The organism is Bradyrhizobium sp. UFLA05-153 (genome assembly GCF_054185185.1).
In genome coordinates this window covers 1-17,161 of the sequence record NZ_JBBIAM010000025.1, presented here as the reverse complement: position 1 = coordinate 17,161, position 17,161 = coordinate 1, and the positions used below count along the sequence as shown (strand labels likewise).

The 17,161-nt window shown below is 64.2% G+C and carries 15 protein-coding genes; 6 read left to right on the top strand and 9 right to left on the bottom strand.

Going from position 1 to position 17,161, the window contains the following annotated elements:
* Positions 1 to 53 precede the first annotated feature (53 nt).
* Positions 54 to 1,196 carry a DUF3095 domain-containing protein gene (locus tag Q2941_RS17165; RefSeq protein ID WP_458193202.1) on the bottom strand — a complete coding sequence of 381 codons (1,143 nt, stop codon included), beginning with the start codon at positions 1,194 to 1,196 and terminating at the stop codon, positions 54 to 56.
* A 225-nt stretch (positions 1,197 to 1,421) separates the two neighbouring features.
* On the opposite strand from Q2941_RS17165, the gene Q2941_RS17160 reads away from it, so the two are divergent.
* The gene (locus Q2941_RS17160) at positions 1,422 to 1,799 is read left to right on the top strand and encodes a hypothetical protein (RefSeq protein ID WP_458193201.1); all 378 of its coding nucleotides are present in this window, start codon (positions 1,422 to 1,424) and stop codon (positions 1,797 to 1,799) included.
* Positions 1,800 to 1,817: 18 nt separating this feature from the next.
* On the opposite strand, the gene Q2941_RS17155 is transcribed toward Q2941_RS17160, so the two are convergent.
* The 5 genes from Q2941_RS17155 to Q2941_RS17135 all read right to left on the bottom strand — a co-directional run bounded on the left by Q2941_RS17155 (position 1,818) and on the right by Q2941_RS17135 (position 6,756).
* Positions 1,818 to 2,012, bottom strand: coding sequence for a hypothetical protein (locus Q2941_RS17155; RefSeq protein ID WP_027522222.1), 195 nt, complete (start codon positions 2,010 to 2,012; stop codon positions 1,818 to 1,820).
* A gap of 184 nt (positions 2,013 to 2,196) precedes the next feature.
* Positions 2,197 to 2,919, bottom strand: a complete 723-nt coding sequence (locus tag Q2941_RS17150) for an SDR family NAD(P)-dependent oxidoreductase (protein WP_027522221.1) — start codon at positions 2,917 to 2,919, stop codon at positions 2,197 to 2,199.
* Positions 2,912 to 4,297, bottom strand: a complete 1,386-nt coding sequence (locus Q2941_RS17145; RefSeq protein WP_458193200.1) for a class I adenylate-forming enzyme family protein — start codon at positions 4,295 to 4,297, stop codon at positions 2,912 to 2,914. The genes Q2941_RS17150 and Q2941_RS17145 overlap by 8 nt, the downstream gene beginning before the upstream one ends.
* The gene (locus tag Q2941_RS17140) at positions 4,284 to 4,529 is read right to left on the bottom strand and encodes an acyl carrier protein (RefSeq protein WP_027522219.1); all 246 of its coding nucleotides are present in this window, start codon (positions 4,527 to 4,529) and stop codon (positions 4,284 to 4,286) included. Before Q2941_RS17140 ends, Q2941_RS17145 begins: the two co-directional genes overlap by 14 nt.
* A gap of 412 nt (positions 4,530 to 4,941) precedes the next feature.
* The gene (locus Q2941_RS17135; RefSeq protein ID WP_458193259.1) at positions 4,942 to 6,756 is read right to left on the bottom strand and encodes a long-chain-acyl-CoA synthetase; all 1,815 of its coding nucleotides are present in this window, start codon (positions 6,754 to 6,756) and stop codon (positions 4,942 to 4,944) included.
* 227 nt (positions 6,757 to 6,983) lie between these two features.
* Between Q2941_RS17135 and Q2941_RS17130 the strand changes: the two genes are divergently transcribed.
* On the top strand, positions 6,984 to 7,964 hold the full coding sequence (locus Q2941_RS17130) for a Bug family tripartite tricarboxylate transporter substrate binding protein (protein ID WP_458193199.1): 981 nt from the start codon (positions 6,984 to 6,986) through the stop codon (positions 7,962 to 7,964).
* Positions 7,965 to 8,066: 102 nt separating this feature from the next.
* The gene (locus Q2941_RS17125; protein WP_458193198.1) at positions 8,067 to 8,480 is read left to right on the top strand and encodes a hypothetical protein; all 414 of its coding nucleotides are present in this window, start codon (positions 8,067 to 8,069) and stop codon (positions 8,478 to 8,480) included.
* Positions 8,481 to 8,527: 47 nt separating this feature from the next.
* On the opposite strand, the gene Q2941_RS17120 is transcribed toward Q2941_RS17125, so the two are convergent.
* The gene (locus tag Q2941_RS17120) at positions 8,528 to 8,800 is read right to left on the bottom strand and encodes a DUF3551 domain-containing protein (RefSeq protein WP_458193197.1); all 273 of its coding nucleotides are present in this window, start codon (positions 8,798 to 8,800) and stop codon (positions 8,528 to 8,530) included.
* Between the two features lie 392 nt (positions 8,801 to 9,192).
* On the opposite strand from Q2941_RS17120, the gene Q2941_RS17115 reads away from it, so the two are divergent.
* The gene (locus Q2941_RS17115; protein ID WP_458193196.1) at positions 9,193 to 12,333 is read left to right on the top strand and encodes a multidrug efflux RND transporter permease subunit; all 3,141 of its coding nucleotides are present in this window, start codon (positions 9,193 to 9,195) and stop codon (positions 12,331 to 12,333) included.
* Positions 12,334 to 12,468: 135 nt separating this feature from the next.
* Here the strand turns inward: Q2941_RS17115 and htpG are convergent, their stop codons facing one another.
* Entirely contained in the window at positions 12,469 to 14,337 is a 1,869-nt protein-coding gene (htpG, locus tag Q2941_RS17110) for a molecular chaperone HtpG (RefSeq protein WP_458193195.1), read from the bottom strand.
* A gap of 267 nt (positions 14,338 to 14,604) precedes the next feature.
* Between htpG and Q2941_RS17105 the strand changes: the two genes are divergently transcribed.
* Positions 14,605 to 15,744 carry an OpgC domain-containing protein gene (locus tag Q2941_RS17105; protein ID WP_027522212.1) on the top strand — a complete coding sequence of 380 codons (1,140 nt, stop codon included), beginning with the start codon at positions 14,605 to 14,607 and terminating at the stop codon, positions 15,742 to 15,744.
* Positions 15,745 to 15,754: 10 nt separating this feature from the next.
* On the opposite strand, the gene Q2941_RS17100 is transcribed toward Q2941_RS17105, so the two are convergent.
* Positions 15,755 to 16,555 carry an MBL fold metallo-hydrolase gene (locus tag Q2941_RS17100; protein WP_458193194.1) on the bottom strand — a complete coding sequence of 267 codons (801 nt, stop codon included), beginning with the start codon at positions 16,553 to 16,555 and terminating at the stop codon, positions 15,755 to 15,757.
* 173 nt (positions 16,556 to 16,728) lie between these two features.
* Between Q2941_RS17100 and Q2941_RS17095 the strand changes: the two genes are divergently transcribed.
* On the top strand, positions 16,729 to 17,161 hold a 433-nt coding region (locus Q2941_RS17095; RefSeq protein ID WP_458193193.1), incomplete at its 3' end, for an MFS transporter.

Below are 17,161 nucleotides of genomic sequence, written 5' to 3'. Positions count from 1 at the left end.
CGCGCGTGAACGCGCTTTCGGTGCTGCGCTGCGTCCGGGGTACGAGAATGGCGTCACGCCGTCGCCTTCAACGCCGTTGCCGCCGACGCATAGCCGCCGCGCGCGCCGTCGATGAAGTGGACGTGGTCGCTCCGCAGCGCCGAGGGCGTGAAGCAGGTCATCATTGCCGCATCCTGCCGGTGCAGGCCGTAGCGCACGATGCCGCTCTTCGCCGCCGCTGCAAGCCGATCGCTCACATCGCGCTCGAGCTCCGGCGTGCAGTCGAGGATCATGCGCAGGCCGTCATCATATTTGCGGAAGTCCGAGTTCTCGACAACCTGCCGCGTATAGGTTTTGGGCACGAAGCCGCCGACCTTGATGTCGAAGCGCACGATCAAATAGGCGAACAGTGTATAGGCCAGCACGCTGACGCGGCGCTTGAGCAGCGAGCCGCCACGCCTTGCACGCGCCTCATAGTCGAGCCCCTGCGGCGGCCATTTCAGCGGCGGGCCCTGCGGCGACACCGGCCGCCCCGCATCTGGACTGCGCTCGACGAGATGGAGGACGTCCTCGATCACCTTGCGGAAGGCAGACGGATCGGCACCGCGCGCCGGCACCACCAGCACGGACAGGATGAGCCCGCGCGAGGCCGGGATCTCCTCGAACCGACAGGACAGGCCGGACAGATCTGGCTGCGTCCCGTCGGGCGCCTCGGCAACGGCGAACTCGCCGCGCTTCATCGCGGCTTCGGCCCACCCCAAACCTCCGCCGGAGAACATCGCATAGGACAGGTTGGCCGATGGCCCGAAGCGCGCGACGCGCACGTCCAGGCCTACGCTGCGGATCGCGCTGACCGGCACCAGCGCGACGCGCATCTTCAGATCGAGATCCTGCCTGACCCAGGTCGCCGTTGCTGCCAGCGCGTCGCGGGCACGATCGAGGTCGCTGGGCGCAACCGCAAAGCTCGCGCCGTCTCCTCCGAACACGAAGGGGAATTCCCTGCCCTCCAGCGCGTTGGTGACGGCGGCGATCACCGCAGCACCGGCCATGTTGACCGCCTTGTAGCGCTGCGCCGCAATCGCCTTGGTGGAATCGACGATGTCGGCCACCCCGATGGTCCAGTCATCCGGCAGCGGTGAATAGAGGGAGGGATCCATCAGGCTGGTAAAGCCGCGGAAGACGGAGATGCTGCCGTAGAAGGGGACGCCTGCTGTCATCGCCTGAGGCCGGATGGCTGGTGAGCTTCGAAGAGGAGATACGTTGCAGAATTGATCCGGGTTCGCCGATGACGAGCCCTGGCGATCATTGGCTGAAACGGGGCCGGACAACAAGCCGGGACCGCGCTGCAATGCCGCAGGCTGTCATTGACCGGCATCAAACCGGCTGCCGCCGGGAGCGCTTACAATTAAAACGTCTGAAGGCTTGCTCACGGGACGATCAGGGTGGCTGATACCGGCAAGAAGGATTCCGCAGCTCCCGTGCGCAGGCGTACGGGGCTCGATGCCGTCAGCGCGGTGCGAATGTCGGAAGACCTGACCGCCGCAGTCGATGCCTGGGCCGAGGTCCACCACATCGCGCGCTCGGATGCGATCTGCCAGCTGGTTATGCTCGGCCTGACGGCTGCGGGCGCGGTCCCCATCGTCCACGGCACGATCACGCGCGATCACATCGAGATCGAGGAGCGCGCGGCGAGGCAGCTCGATCAATTGCTCGACCCCGCATTGCCGGCAGAGGAGCGCGAACGGCGCATTCGCCGCCTCACCGAAGGCCCGCCGGAATTTTCAAATGAACGGATCGATCTGCCGAAGCGCAAGGGCTGAGACGAGCGCACAAAAGCGCTAGTGCAGCTTCTCCTTCTCCGCCGCCGAGGGCGCGTGCACATCATGGCAGCCGACAAGCCGGACAAATTGCTGCGGATACATTTCGTAGCCGTGATCGCCGGAATTCTGATGCGACATCGGCTTGCAGTTACTGACGCTCTCTCTTGCTTGAGATGACTGCGCTGACACCCGCGGAAGGTTCGATGCGGTCATGCACTGCTCCCTGTCGATTAGGGCAGATCGATTGACGTAACACAACCGATTGCGGGGCATCTTAGAACCAAATGCGCGGAAATGAAATTGAGCCCGATCAACTCAATTGTGGCGCTGAAAGTTCCCTATTCTAGTTTGAGCATGATCTTTCGGAAAACCGCTGCACACTTTTCCGGATCATGCTCTAAGCGGTATTTCCAGCATCGATCGTGAACACCGTTCCCGTGACGTTGCGTCCGCCCTCGCCGAGCAGATACTCGACCATCCGCGCGACGTCGTCAGTCTCCGGCAAGCGGCGCAGCGCGCTGCGCCCGGCGATGCGCTTGCGGCCTTCGTCGGAGAGATTATGCGTCAGCTCGGTGTCGATGAAGCCGGGCGCGATCGCATTCACGGTGATGCCGAGCTTGCCGACCTCGCGCGCCAGCGATTTCGTGAAACCGGTCGCCGCCGCCTTTGTCGCGCCATAGACCGACAGGCCGTTATAGCCCGTGGAGGCGATGATCGAGGAGATGTTGATGATGCGGCCTGCGCCATCCGCCATCATGTGCCGCGCGATATATTTGGTGAGGATGATCGGCGACAGCACGTTGAGCTGCACCAGTGCCTCGATCTCGGAATTGTGCATGGTCGCGAGTAGCCCCTCGGTGCCGAGGCCGGCATTGTTGACGAGGCCATAGATCGTACCGAACTCGTCGCGCACCAGCTTTGCGAAAGCCGGGATCGCGTCGATCACCGCGAGGTCGCAGGCACGGAAATGCAGACGCTTCTCCGACGTGCGCACCGCGGCCGCGAGTTCCTCGGTCTCGCGCCGCGCCACCGCGATCACGTTGTAACCGGCGCCCACGAGCCGCGTCGCGATCGCAAGGCCAATGCCACGGCTGCCGCCGGTGATGAGGACGTTATGCATCGGTGCGCGCCAGCTTTCCGGCCGGAGTGACGTCGAGCGTCTCGACGAAGCGGATCACCGCCGGCACCTTGTGTGAGGCAAGCTGCGCCCGGCACTGGTCCAGGATCTGCTCGCGGATTTCCTTCGCCCGCGCCGGATCGGTGCCGTCGGCAAGGATCACGTCGGCCACGACAATGCCGCCGGTGATCGGGCTCTTCCGCGATTTCGCGCGCGACATCCGCACGTCCGGATGACGGTTGATGACCGCCTCGATCTCCTCGGGATGAACCTTCAGCCCGCCGATATTGATGATGCCGCCGCGGCGGCCGACGAAATGATAGCGGTCGCCGCGCAGCTCGATCATGTCACCGGTGTCGACGAAGCCGTCATCCTCGGCGAGCTTGCCGGCATTGCGGCCGATATAGGCGTGCGCGGTGCGCTTCGACCTGATGCGCAGCGAGCCGTCGACGATCTTCATCTCGACGCCGTTTGGGTTCACGCCGATATAATCGGCGGGGAAACCTTCGAGCCCGTCATTGACGGCAAAGCCGACGCCGGCCTCCGTCGAGGCATAGGCATGGCCGATCGAGGAGCCGGGGAATGCCGCCTTCAGGCCGTCGAGCACGGCCTGGTCGGCGATCTCGCCGGAGAGGCGGACATAGCGCGGCGCAAATTGCGCGACCGAACCGCTCATCAGGAGCTTGCGCCAATGCGAGGGCGTGCCGGAAATGTGCGAGACACCGCGCGCGTTCAGCCGCGCGACATGGTCCGCGAGGACCTCATGTGCGTCCGACAGCACCATCGAGCCGCCGGAAAGGATCCCGCGCAGGAAAATCTGGAGGCCGCCATAGCGGCGGATGTCGTAGAAAGTAGCCCAGACCGGCGCGGGACCGCGCGCAGGCGCCTCGGCCCGGATCGCGCCGGTCAGCGCTTCCAGCGTATGCGCTGCGATCTTCGGCACGCCAGAGGTGCCCGAGGTCAGCATCAGCCATTCGGTTGCGCACTCGGTCTTCGCAGGCGCGGCCGGCGTGAGCGGCAGTTGCGCGATCACGACGAGCGGGATCGCGCTGTCTTTCCAGAATTCCGGCTCGTCGGTCACGACAGCGTCGATCTCCGCGTCCGCAATCAGCGCATCGAGATACGCGGGATTGAGATCCGGCGGGCACAAGAGCATGCGACGGGCGATGCCGTCGATCTCGATCATGGCAAGGCCGGATTTGAGCTGGTCCGACAGTTTCAGCAGCACCGACCGGCCGGACAACTCGCCGAGACGACCGCCCAGGACCGTCTGCGACAGCACGTCGGTCAGCGACACCAGATGATGCGCATCCGACAGCGTCCGTCCCTTCAGCTCCGCGCCGAGATAGTCGCGGAGTGCAAGGATCTCACGCGGGGACATTTTCGTAGGCCCGCACGAAATCGCCGACGGTCGCGGGGAAGGCAGCGTCCTCGGAAATCGTGAAGGGATCGACGCCGATCTCGTCCTCGAGGCGCGCGACCAGGATTGCGAAGGCGAGCGAGTCGAAACCCGTCTCATGCAGCGACAGGTCGTCCGTCAGCTCCGGCAGCGTGACGTGCTGCTCCCTGGCAATCTGCTTGATCGCTTCAGTGACCTTTAACCTTACCGACATGGCTGCGCTCGCTTCGTGTTTGTTGTCGTTTGGTCGTCTTCGGCGGAGTGCCCGCCTCCCGTTGCTCCGTGGTTTACCGGACAGAAGTAAATGGCTTCTTGGACAATTCAGATAAAATTGGACCTATCTCTGTTTTTGCAGATTCCAGCGTCGAAGTCCGCTGTCAATTTTGCAGTGACCGACATGAGGTGAGCACCTTCTCTCATTCCCTCCCCCCTTGCGGTGGAGCGGCAGGGAGGGAGGTGCCACACGGCACGCTCCCTCGGTGTAGGCGCGCGAGCGCTCTATTGCCGGCGATCCGCAGGCGTCTGGCATCCTCCCCGGGGCTACCGTTCTCCCTGACCCTCCCCCGCAAGGGGCCGCAAGGGGGGAGGGAGCGCACTATTAGCGTGGAGGCATATTCATTCATACGTTAGAGCCTGATCGATCCGTCGACGATCTGCGCATGAACCTGCTGTTCCAGCGCAATGTAGGCCCCCAACTTCGGTTCCATCACGTAAAGCGGATCGGCGATCGCGCCGGGATCAAACCCTTCGTGCGCGAGCTGGCTCTTTTTCTGCTTGAAGGTCTCGGTCGCATCGAGCTCGTGCGAGATGCGGATGAAGACGGGACGGGCATAAGGAGGCAGACGCGCGGCGAGATGGCCCGCGAGTGCGGCGAGATCAAAGCCCTCGTTGACCACAATCGCGCTCATGCCGGCACGGCCGTCAGTGCCGGGAATGCTGACGCCGTAGGTCGTTGCGTCGACCACGCCGGTGCAATCACGCACGGCGTCGCTGACCTCTGACGTCGCGACGTTTTCGCCCTTCCAGCGGAATGTGTCGCCGATGCGGTCGACGAAATGAAAGAAGCCCTTGTCGTCGAGCTGCATCAGGTCGCCGGTGCGGAACCAGGCATCGCCGTGAGCGAAGACATTTCGCAAGATCTTCTTCTCTGTCTCGCCGGCGTCGGTATAGCCCTCGAAACGGCCTCCGCCTTCATCGGCGGAGCCGATGCGGCCGATGGCTTCGCCCGCCTCGCCGCGTGCGCAGGCGACACAGAGGCCGTCGGCATTGCGCAAGGGTACGCCGGCATCAGGATCGAGCTTGACGATCGCCGCCGGGAAACGATGCGCGAGCAGCGGCGGAATGCGGCCGATCGCACCCGGCCTGCCCTCGACGTTGAACAGCGAGAAATTACCTTCGGTCGCCGCGTAGAATTCGAGGATACGGGGGAGCGCGAAGCGCGCCTGGAAATCCTCCCAGATGTCGCCGCGCAGGCCATTGCCGCAGACGAGCCGCAGGCGGTGCCGGTTCTCGTATTCCGACGGCGGCGACTTCAGGAGGTAGCGGCAGAGCTCGCCGATATACTGGAACAGCGTGCAGTCGTGGCGGACGATGTCGGGCCAGAAATTCGTCGCCGAGAATTTCTCCGCGATCACCACCGAGCCGCCGGCGGCAAGCATGCTGCAGGGCGCGACGATACCGCCGACGGAATGAAACAGCGGCAGGCAGTCATAGAGCCGGTCCTGCGGCGTCGCACCGGTCAACCCTGCGAACCAAAAACCCCAGTTGAGGATACGGCGATGGCTGATGCTGGCGGCCTTCGGCAGGCCCGTGGTGCCCGAGGTATAGATCAGCAGCGCGCGATCATTGATCGTGACGTCGCCGTGCTCGTCCTGCGAGAGCGGGCCGTCGCCGAGCGCGGCCAGCGCCACATCGATCGAGCGCTCGCTGCGCGCATCGCCATGGGTCCAGATCTTTGCCGCCGAATTCAGGTGCGGCCTGGCATCCGCAAGCGCCTCGGTGAGATCGTGCGCGACGATGAGGTGGGACGGCTTTGCGACATCGATGCAATGCGCGAGCGATTGCCCGATCAGCCTGGTGTTGATCAGGGCGACGACGGCGCCGATCCGGCTGATGCCGAGCCAGGCGGCGACATAGTCGACACCATTCGGCATGATTATACCGACGGTGTTGCCCTTCGCGAGGCCGACCGAGCGCGCCCAGCGCGCATAGCGGTTGATGCGTTTTGCGAGCTGATCGTAGCTGATCGTTTCGTCGTCCGTGACGAGCGCCGCGTGATCCGGCTGGCGCCTCGCCCAATCCTCGACGACATCGGCGAACAGCCGGCCCGGCAGCGTCTCGATGCGCGCGGTGAGCTCGATCGCCTTCAGCCAGATCTTTGAGGCCGAGGGCGCGCGCGAAGGTTTCGCCTGCTCGATGACGCCGGTGTTCATGTTGTTGATGTCTTTCGGCTGGTCGCTCGTCCGTCAAGGTAGCTATAAACCGCGAGCCCCTGACCAGGTGTTAAGAGACAAGGTAAAACGCGGTTAGTCCGCGATTAACTCTAGTCATCCTTTACCAAGCCGGCGGGAACGGCGTGCGGCGAGGAGCAATTCTTGCGATATCGATTTCAGGCGTGCGGGCGAGCTGTGGTTCGCACCGGTAGTTTCCTCGCATTGAGGCAATAATAATGATCACCAAACGCAACTTTCTCAGCGCGGCCGCCTGTGCCGCTGCAAGCCTCGCCGCCCCTCGCGCATTTGCCCTCGGCAATCCCTCCTATCCCTCGCGCAGCGTGAAATGGGTGGTTCCTTACGCGCCCGGCGGCGCGACCGACGTGCTGTCGCGGCTGATCTGCCAGCGCCTGTCCGAGCGGCTCGGCCAGACCTTCGTGGTCGAGAACAAGCCCGGCGCCGGCAGCAATATCGGCACGCAGGCCGTGATTGCCTCGGCACCCGATGGCTACACGCTGCTGCTGACGTCGACCGCGAACGCGATCAACGCGTCCTTCGATCCGGCACTGCCCTATGATTTCGCCAAGTCCATCGCACCGGTTGCGGGCGTGGCACGTATTCCGCTGGTGCTGGTCGTCAATAACGATCTGCCGGTGCGAACCGTTTCGGACTTCATCCTCTACGCTCGGGCAAATCCGGGCATGCTCTCGATCGCTTCCTCCGGCATCGGCACCTCGCTGCATCTGTCCGGTGAATTGTTCAAGGCGCTTGCCCGCGTGCAGTTCACCCATGTGCCCTATCGCGGCTCCGCGCCCGGATTGACCGACGTGATGAGCGGCCAGGTGCACGGCATGTTCGACAACGTCACCTCGTCCTTCGAGCTGGTGCGGGCCGGCAAGCTGCGCGCACTCGGCGTCACGACGCGCGAACGCTCCGACATCCTGCCCGACGTGCCGCCGATCGCGGATACGCTGCCGGATTACGAGACGTCGTCCTTCTACGGCGTCGGCGCGCCGCAGGATACGCCGCGCGAGATCATCGATCTCTTGAACCGCGAGATCGACGCAGCGCTGTCCGACAGCGAGATCAGGAGCCGCATCGCCGAGCTCGGCGCGATGGTGCTGCACGGCAATGCAGACGAGTTCGGCAGCATGCTGACGGAGGAGACCGCGCGCTGGCGCAAGGTGGTGCAGTTGTCGGGGGCGAAGAAGGAGTAACGGCGGCAGCCGCGCGCAACAGCGGCTTGCGTCCGCAGCATCCACACCCGCAATCCCTAGCGGCTTGCCCTTGCCTCTCCTGCGCGCGCATTGTCTCGCGCCATGGGCAACAAATCTCGCGAGCGAATCTACGGCGCATCCGTTCGCGCGGCGGCGGAGCGGGCGGCGGCGGCACGGAAAGAGGCCGACCGCCTCGCCTGCGAGGCCTGGAACAAGCGGATGCTGTCGTTTCAGGGGCCGGCGCAGCCATCCCCGACGCTGGGCGACGCGCTGAACGCCGGATATTGCTATCTCGAGGTGAAGTGCCTCGGCTGCGAGACGCACCAGACCGTGGCGCTCGACATCATCAGGCGCCGGAAGTCGACGCCGATCCACGAGCTCGAACGTTACATGCGCTGCCGGCAATGCTCGGAACTGTCAGGGTTTCCCTACAAGCGTAGCCATCTCGTGGCGCTGCGCACCACGAAGATCTCCGTGCGCGATCTGCGCTCGGAATGGTGGCCGGGCGAGCGGTGAACGCTGCGCCGCACACATTGCGGCGCTCGGGCGCGCCGATGATGGCGCTAGTAAGCCTGCTTATAGCGCCGGCGCGGCTGCGGCTGGTCGTAGGCGTAGTAGGGATTGAGGTCGCAGGACGCGGAAAGGCCCGAGGCCGTGGCGCGGCACTGCGCCAGCGACGTGAACGAGCAGTCGAACCAGTCGCTGCCGCCGCCGCGGAAGCCTCCCGTGTAGACGTGCATGCACACCGGATAGCGCGGGTCGTAGCGCTGGGCACTGGCAGGCGTCGCAGCCTGCAGAGTGGCGATCGCGATGACGGTCAGGAGTGCTTTGCGCATCGGAAATTCCTCGAATCGGCGACGACGACGGGCGTCGCGCCGGTTCGATATGGCACAACGCGGCGGCGGAGGCGACCGTCCCGGAACATACCTCTCCCGCTTGTGACGCACGTTCGAAAGAGCAGACAAGCTGACCTCTCTTGACCTGCAGAAAGCGCATATCTGCAGGTCGCCCCTGTTCGACAAAGGTCGCATGATCCCTCGCAGGATTCCATTCGCAAGCCGGCGCGAAGGGACTAATCTTGTTCTCACAACGCCGGCCCCCGAACCGCCGATGGCTCGGGGCGATCAACATATGGGCTGAAGGAAACGCACATTCGCGCTCGGGCTCTCGGGCGCGACTCCGCTTTTCGCGAGGAGAAGATGCGCTGGCCAGTCGATGGTTTCAGGGCATGCAAGAGAGCTTCTCGTCTCTGTTCATTCGTTACCCGATCGGCACCTCGCTGCTGATGGCGGGTATCCTGTTCGTCGGCCTGGTGGCTTATCCACTGCTGCCGGTTGCACCGCTGCCGCAGGTCGACTTTCCGACCATCCAGCTTTCCGCATCGCTCCCCGGCGGCAGCCCCGAGACGATGGCCTCCTCGGTGGCGCAGCCGCTCGAGCGCCAGCTCGCGCAGATCCCCGGCATCGCACAAATGACATCGACGAGTTCACTAGGCTCGGCCTCGATCACCATCCAGTTCGATCTCAACCGCCAGATCGACGCCGCCGCCAACGATGTCCAGGCCGCGATCAACGCGGCGAGCGGCCAATTGCCGAAGAACCTGCCTTCGCCCCCGACCTATCGCAAGGTCAACCCGGCGGATTCGCCGATCATGATCCTGTCGGCGACGTCGGACACGCTGCCGCTGACCACCGTCAGCGACCGCACCGACGCCCAGCTTGCCCAGCAGATCAGCCAGATCTCCGGGGTGGCGCAGGTCTTCGTCGGAGGACAGCAGAAGCCGTCGGTGCGGATCCAGGTCGACCCGGCAAAACTCGTCGCCAAGGGCCTGTCGCTGGAGGACGTGCGCGGCCAGATCGCGATCACCACCACCGACAGTCCGAAGGGAAACATTGACGGCACGCGGCGCGCCTACACCATCTACGCCAACGACCAGCTGCTCGAAGCCGCGGCCTGGCAGGATGTGATCATTGCCTATCGCAATGGCGCTCCCTTGCGGGTCCGCGACATCGGCGAGGCGGTGGCCGGTCCTGAGGACATGAAGACGGCGGCGTGGGCCGACGGCAAGCGCGGCGTGTTTCTCGTCATCTTCAAGCAGCCCGGCGCCAATGTCATCGACACCGTCGACCGCATCAAGGCGCAATTGCCGCGGCTGGTGGCGGCGATCCCGCCGGCGATCGCCATCAAGATCATCAGCGATCGTACCACCACCATCCGCGCAGCGGTCGAGGATGTGCAGATCACGCTCCTGATCACCATTGCGCTGGTGGTGATGGTGATCTTTCTCTTCCTGCGCAGCTTCTGGGCCACGATCATCCCGGCCGTGACCGTGCCGCTGGCACTGCTGGGCGCCTGCTCGCTGATGTGGGTGTTCGGCTATTCGTTGGACAATCTCTCCCTGATGGCGCTGACGATCGCGGTCGGATTCGTGGTGGACGATGCGATCGTGATGCTCGAGAACATCACCCGCTACGTCGAGCAGGGCGAGCGACCGCTGGCTGCCGCCTACAAGGGAGCGGCGGAGATCGGGTTCACCATCGTCTCGATCAGCATCTCGCTCATCGCCGTGCTGATCCCCCTGCTGCTCATGGGCGGCATCATCGGCCGGCTGTTCCGCGAGTTCGCCGTGACGCTGGCAATGGCGATCTTCGTCTCGCTGGTGGTGTCGCTGACGCTCACCCCAATGATGGCTTCGCGCTTCCTGCGCGCCGATCACGAGGCGCGGCATGGCCGGGTCTATCAGTGGAGCGAGCGGATGTTCGAGCGCCTGCTCGGCGCCTATGAGCGCGGGCTCGACGTCGCGCTCAAGCACAGCTTCATCACGCTCTGCATCTTCTTCGCCACGGTCGCACTGTCGGTCTACCTCTTCATCCTGATCCCGAAGGGATTCTTCCCGCAGCAGGACAACGGCTTCCTGACCGCAGTCTCCGAGATGCCGCAGGACATCTCGTTCACGGAGATGAAGCGGCGGCAGGAGGAGCTCAACGCGATCGTGCAGGCCGATCCCGCCGTCGATTCGATCGCGATGTTCATCGGCGGCGGCGGCACCGCGCTGAATTCCGGGCGCATGTACATCACGTTGAAGCCGCGGGACGAGCGCGATGTCAACGCGCAGCAGATCATCGCGCGACTGCGGCCGAAGCTTGCGGAGGTCGAGGGCGCCCGCCTCTATATGCAGGCCTCGCAGGACGTGCGGCTCGGCGGCCGTGCGACGCGCACCCAGTTCGAGTTCACGCTCCAGGACGCCAATCTCGCCGAGCTGAACGCATGGGCCCCAAGGATCCTGGACGCGATGAAAACGCTGCCGCAGCTTCGCGACGTCGCGACCGACCAGCAAACCGAAGGCACGACGCTTCAGCTCACCATCAATCGCGATACCGCCGCGCGCTACGGGATCCAGCCGCAGCTGATCGACGACACGCTCTATGACGCATTCGGCCAGCGCCAGGTCACGCAATATTTCACCCAGACCAACAGCTATCACGTGATCCTCGAGATCACGCCGGAGCTGCAGGGCAAGCTGGATACGCTCGACAAGCTCTACATCCGGTCGCCGCTAACGGGCGAACAGGTGCCGCTTTCAGTCTTTTGCAGCTGGACCAATGTGCCGGTGCGGCCGCTCGCGATCGCCCATCAGGGCCAGTTTCCGGCGGTGACGATCAGCTTCAACCTCGCCGAGGACGTCGCGCTCGGGCAGGCGACCGACGCGGTTTCGCAAACCGTGAGCGAGATGCGCGCGCCGCCGACGCTGGCAACGAGCTTCCAGGGCACCGCGCAGGCGTTCCAGCAATCGCTCGGCACCGTGCCGCTGCTGATCCTGGCCGCGCTCGTCGTGGTCTACCTGATCCTGGGCGTGCTCTACGAGAGCTACATCCATCCCTTGACCATTCTCTCCACGCTGCCCTCGGCCGGCGTCGGCGCAATCGCCATCCTGATGATCTTCGGCTTCGACTTCAGCCTGATCGCCTTGATCGGAATCATCCTCCTGATCGGCATCGTCAAGAAGAACGGCATCATGATGGTGGATTTCGCGATCGCCGCGGAGCGCGAGCAGCATCTGACGCCGGAGCAGTCGATCCGCCAGGCGGCGGTGCTGCGCTTCCGCCCGATCATGATGACGACGATGGCGGCGCTGCTCGGCGGCGTGCCCTTGATGCTCGGAACCGGCACCGGCGCGGAGATCCGCCAGCCGCTCGGCTATGCCATGGTCGGCGGCCTCCTGGTCAGCCAGGCACTCACGCTGTTCACGACGCCGGTCGTCTATCTCTATCTCGACCGCTTCTCCAATTTGCTCTCACGCTGGATGGCGAAGAAGCCGAAGCCGCAGGCAGACGCCGAGAGGGACGAGCAGAAGGACGCGGCGGAGTGAGCGAGGACGACGCCACAGTCTTCGTCATTGCGAGCGCAGCAAAGGAATCCAGGATCGCCTCCGCGGAGGCAGCCTGGATTGCTTCGTCGCTTCGCTCCTCGCAATGACGTGTCTTGTGGGAGCAGCTTGCTTCGCCTACCCACCCAGCCCCTTTAGCACCAGGCGGTTCAGCCTTGCGGCGAAGGCTGACGGGTCTTCCGGCAATTCGCCGTCGAGGATCTGGGCCTGCTCCAGCAACAGCAGGCAGAGATCATCGATCACCGTCGAACCGGCCGGCGCCCTGGTGATTGCTGTCACCAGCGGATGGCGCAGATTGACCTCGAGGATTGGCCTCGAGCGCTCGCCGCGGTTCTGCTGCGCCAGGATGCGCTCGAGCTCGCGGCTCGGACCTTGGCTGTCGGCGACGAGGCAGGATGCGGAGCTGGTGAGACGCGTCGAGGCCTTCACGTCGCTCACGCGCTCGTTGAGGGAGCCCTTGATCAGCGCGATGGTGGCGGCTTCATCAGCGGCCGGCTCCTCCTTCGTCTCCTCGTCGACGCGCGGGATCAGGTCGAGATTGAGATCGCCCTGGCCCAGCGACTTCAGTGGCTTGCCGTCGAACGACATCGGCATCGAGGTCCAGAAGGCATCGACGGGATCGGTGAGCAGCAGCACCTCGATGCCGCGCGCAGCCGCTGCCTCCAGGCGCGGACTGGACTTCAGCCGCTCGATGCTGTCGCCGACGAGATAATAGATTTCGGTCTGGTTCGGCTTGAAGTCGGCGACGACGTCCTTCAGCGAGCGCTTCTCGCCCGAGGTCGTCGTGAAGCGCGACAGCGCCAAGAGCTTCTCGCGGCGCTCGAAGTCCTCGTAGATGCCTTCCTTCAGCACCGCGCCGAAGGCCTCCCAGATCTTCGCAAAGTTCTCCGCGTCCTTCTCGGCGAGGCTTTCGAGCTCGGAGACGACGCGGGTGGCGACCGCCTTGCGGATCTGCGCGAGCTGCGGGTTGTTTTGCAGCATCTCGCGCGAAATGTTGAGCGGCAGGTCCTCGCTGTCGACGACGCCGCGGATGAAGCGCAAGTACCCCGGCAACAGATCGGCGTCGTCGGTGATGAAGACGCGCCGGACATAAAGCTTGACCCTGCCCTTGCGCGACGGCTCGAACAGGTCGAACGGTTTCGTCGACGGTGCGAACAGGAGCACGGCGTAGGAATAGCGGCCCTCAGCGCGGTAGTGCAGCGTCATCGCGGGATCATCGAAGGCGGTGGCGATCTGCTGATAGGCCTTCTTGTAGTCGTCAGCCGAAAGCTCCGATTTCGACCGCTGCCACAGCGCGCTCGCCGAATTGATCTGGCGCGGCTCGCCTTCTGCCGGCACGAGCTCGATGGGAAAGAGGATGTTGTCGGAATAGGCGGAGACGATGCGCTGGATCTCGTAGTCTTCCAGATATTTCTTCGCATCTTCCTTCAGGTGCAGCACAATCTCGGTGCCACGCGTCACGCGCGCGGCATCTTCCTCGCCCGCGTGCGCGATCTCGAAACCGGAGCCGCCCGACGAGCTCCAGGTCCAGACGTCGCTCTCGCCGGCCCTGCGGCTGACGACGAGGATCCTGTCCGCAACCATGAAGGCGGAATAGAAGCCGACACCGAACTGGCCGATCAGGCCAAGCCCATCCTTGGCCTCCTTGAGCTTCGCCACGAAAGCCTTGGTGCCCGAACGGGCGATTGTGCCGAGATGGTCGATCAGTTCCTGCCGCTCCATGCCGATGCCGTTGTCGGCGATGGTCAGCGTGCCGTCCTGCTTGTTGGGGATGATGCGGATCTTGGGGGCATCGCCCTCGCCGAGCAGCGCCGGGGTCTCGATCGCCTCATAGCGGAGCTTGTCGCAGGCATCCGACGCGTTGGAAATGAGCTCGCGCAGGAAGATGTCGGTCTCTGAGTAGACGGAGTGCACCATCAGGTGCAGGAGCTCGGACACCTCGGCCTGGAAGGGCTGCGAATGCACAGCCGTATCTGACGTCGTCATGCGTTTACCCGATCGAAACTGGATGAGGAAAACCGGGATATAGCGCACGGGCGCGGCAGATCAAGAGGTTGTGATGGGGCATTTCCTCCTTCTCCCCTTGTGAGGAAAGGCGCCCTGCCGAAGTCAAGGCGGATGACCTCACTCCGCGAGGCACCCTCCCCCACAAAGGAAGAGGGTAAAGACCATCTCCGTTCACGGAAACGCTACTCGGATCGTGCAATGCTAGCCGTTACAAGCGTCGCCCCTGATTCCAACTGATAATTTTTAATGAAACCGTCCGTCAAGGCGGCCCTTGCCGCACATACCCACGATGCCAGGCTTTATCTCACGCTCGGGATTGCCAACTGGTCGATCTTCCTCGACCACGTTCCGAACAATGTTGCGAATCTGCTGACCTTGCGCAATTTCGGCTTCAGCGGCGCCGCCGACCTGTTCGTGTTCGTGGTAGGCTATGGCGTCACGATCATCCACGGCAAGATCGCGCTGGAGCGCGGCTTCGTCGTCGCGGCAACCCGCATCTTCGGTCGCGTCTGGCGGCTCTATGCGGCCTACGTCGTGCTGTTCGTGATCTATATCGACGCCATCGCCTACGTCGCCTCGCAATCGACCGCGCCGGAGATCATCCACGAGTACAATATCTCGGGCATTCTCGAGCATCCCCTGCGCATCCTGGTGCGCGGGCTAGTGCTCCAGGAAGAGCCGCTCAACCTCGACCTGCTGCAATTGATGATCCCCCTCATGGCGTTCTTTCCGCTGGCGCTGTGGGGCCTGCTCCGCCGCCCGCAGCTGACGCTGCTCGCATCGATCGCGGTGTACTTCGCGGCGAGGTATTTCGGCTGGACGTTCCGGATCTCTCCGGACAGCGAATGGACCTTCAATCCGTTCTGCTGGCAGATGCTGATGGTGCTGGGCGGCTGGTTCGCGGTGACCGGCGCGCCTGCCCGCGCGCTGCACGGCATGTCCTGGCTGCGCGCGCTGGCAGGCGCTTATCTGGTGTTCGCGATGGCGGTCACGCTGGCGCGGCATTCGCCGGCGCTCTCCGCCTATCTGCCGGATGCCGTGCTCGACATCTTCGCGCCCGACAAGGAAAACCTCGCGCCGCATCGCGTGCTGCATTTCCTAGCGCTGGCCTTCCTCGCGACGTATCTGGTGCCGGCAGATCATCCGGCGTTGCAATGGAAGTCGCTGCAACCGGTGATCCGGAGCGGCGAGGAATGGCTCGCGGTATTCTGCGTCAGCGTGTTCCTATCCTTTGCCGCGCACCTCATCCTGATCACGGGACCCAATCTCGTCGCAATGCAGGTCCTGGTCAGCCTGTTGGGCCTCGCGGCAATCGCGGCTGTGGCCTACTACATCTCCTGGTCCAGGCGGCAGGACCTGCCCGCAGCCCTGCGGCAGCGGGCCTAGGCGACGTTCGTCAGGCGATGGCGGCGAGATAGCGCGCCACCGACGCATCGAATGCTGCCTTGGCGCCGTCGGCGATATTGCGGCCCCACCAGGCGCCGTAGATGCGATCGAAGGCGAGCGGCGCCACGGAGGCCGCAATCCGCCGCACCGCAGCCGCGTTCAGCGGCGCGTAGTTCGGATAGGAATACATGAAGCTGACGAAGCGGCGGTCCATCGTCACCTGCGCGATGTCGCCGGTGAGCAGCGCACCCTTGCCGTCGGCACCACGCGTCCAGTGCAGAATCGTGGCGCCGGCGAAATGGCCGCCGCTGCGCAACAGGGTGATGCCATCCGAGAGCCGGTGACTATCGCCGCTCCAGTGTTCGATGGCGCGATGCGGCCGCGTCACCCATTGGCGGTCGTCGGCATGGAGATAAACGGGCGCGCTGAAGGCTTCGCTCCAATCGGCGAGCGCGCCATAGTAGTGCGGATGCGAGATCGCGATCGCCTTCAGCCCGCCGAGCGATCTGACATGCGCGATCGCTTCAGCGGTTGCGAGCGGAACGCAGTCCCACATCACGAAGGCGCTGCCGTCCGGAACGAGCAGCGCCCGCTGACCGATGGCAAAGCTCGGCTCGAGCGACAGGCCGGTCAGGCCGAGATCGTCCCGCCACACCACGCGGCAACGCCGCGCCAGGGCCTCGCAGGATAGGAAGGTTTGCCCTTTCCAGTTCACGAACTGGCGCTCGTCCTCGCAGATCGGACATGACGTTGGCGGCTTTTCGCTCGAGGGAAATTGCGCGCCGCAGGTTTCGCAGGTCCAGAGTGGCATGGCGTACTCCAGGAAAGACATCCGTCAGCAACGACCAAAGATGTGACGTGCAGATCGCTCCTCCGCAAGAGCGGCTGGAACCAACGGGATCACCATCCGTTACGTTTTGGTCCACACAAGATCAAGGCAACCCCGCCAACACGAATTCGGCTGAGACCACGCTTGACGTATCGATGACATCGCGGTCCCCCTCCTCACCCCGTCTCTGGCCCCTCTTCGCGCTCAACTTCTTCATGGCCGACATGCAGTCGGGCATCGGACCGTTCATCGGCGTGTTCCTCCAGGATCGCGGCTGGGCGAGCGGGCTGATCGGCACCGCCATGACCATCGGCAACGTCGCGGGCATGCTGATCACGACGCCGGTCGGCGGCTTCATCGACGCCAGCCGCAACAAGCGCCTTTGGGTGGTGATCCCCGGCGTCTGCGTCGTCCTCGCCTCCGCGATCATCCTGATCTCGCAGAATTTCTGGGCGGTGACGTTCTCGCAAGTCGCGCAGTCGCTGGCGAGCGCCGCCATCGTGCCGGCGGTGACCGGCATCACGCTCGGCATCGCCAAGCAGAAGGGCTTCAATGCGCTGAACGGCCGCAACCAGGCGTTCAACCATG

Excerpts from the sequence above, each read along its gene's own strand:
- Q2941_RS17165 (WP_458193202.1), bottom strand. The coding sequence starts at position 1,196 with ATGACAGCAGGCGTCCCCTTCTACGGCAGCATCTCCGTCTTCCGCGGC.
- Q2941_RS17155 (WP_027522222.1), bottom strand. The coding sequence starts at position 2,012 with ATGACCGCATCGAACCTTCCGCGGGTGTCAGCGCAGTCATCTCAAGCA.
- Q2941_RS17150 (WP_027522221.1), bottom strand. The coding sequence starts at position 2,919 with ATGCATAACGTCCTCATCACCGGCGGCAGCCGTGGCATTGGCCTTGCG.
- Q2941_RS17145 (WP_458193200.1), bottom strand. The coding sequence starts at position 4,297 with ATGTCCCCGCGTGAGATCCTTGCACTCCGCGACTATCTCGGCGCGGAG.
- Q2941_RS17140 (WP_027522219.1), bottom strand. The coding sequence starts at position 4,529 with ATGTCGGTAAGGTTAAAGGTCACTGAAGCGATCAAGCAGATTGCCAGG.
- Q2941_RS17130 (WP_458193199.1), top strand. The coding sequence starts at position 6,984 with ATGATCACCAAACGCAACTTTCTCAGCGCGGCCGCCTGTGCCGCTGCA.
- Q2941_RS17125 (WP_458193198.1), top strand. The coding sequence starts at position 8,067 with ATGGGCAACAAATCTCGCGAGCGAATCTACGGCGCATCCGTTCGCGCG.
- Q2941_RS17120 (WP_458193197.1), bottom strand. The coding sequence starts at position 8,800 with ATGCGCAAAGCACTCCTGACCGTCATCGCGATCGCCACTCTGCAGGCT.
- Q2941_RS17115 (WP_458193196.1), top strand. The coding sequence starts at position 9,193 with ATGCAAGAGAGCTTCTCGTCTCTGTTCATTCGTTACCCGATCGGCACC.
- htpG (WP_458193195.1), bottom strand. The coding sequence starts at position 14,337 with ATGACGACGTCAGATACGGCTGTGCATTCGCAGCCCTTCCAGGCCGAG.
- Q2941_RS17105 (WP_027522212.1), top strand. The coding sequence starts at position 14,605 with ATGAAACCGTCCGTCAAGGCGGCCCTTGCCGCACATACCCACGATGCC.
- Q2941_RS17100 (WP_458193194.1), bottom strand. The coding sequence starts at position 16,555 with ATGCCACTCTGGACCTGCGAAACCTGCGGCGCGCAATTTCCCTCGAGC.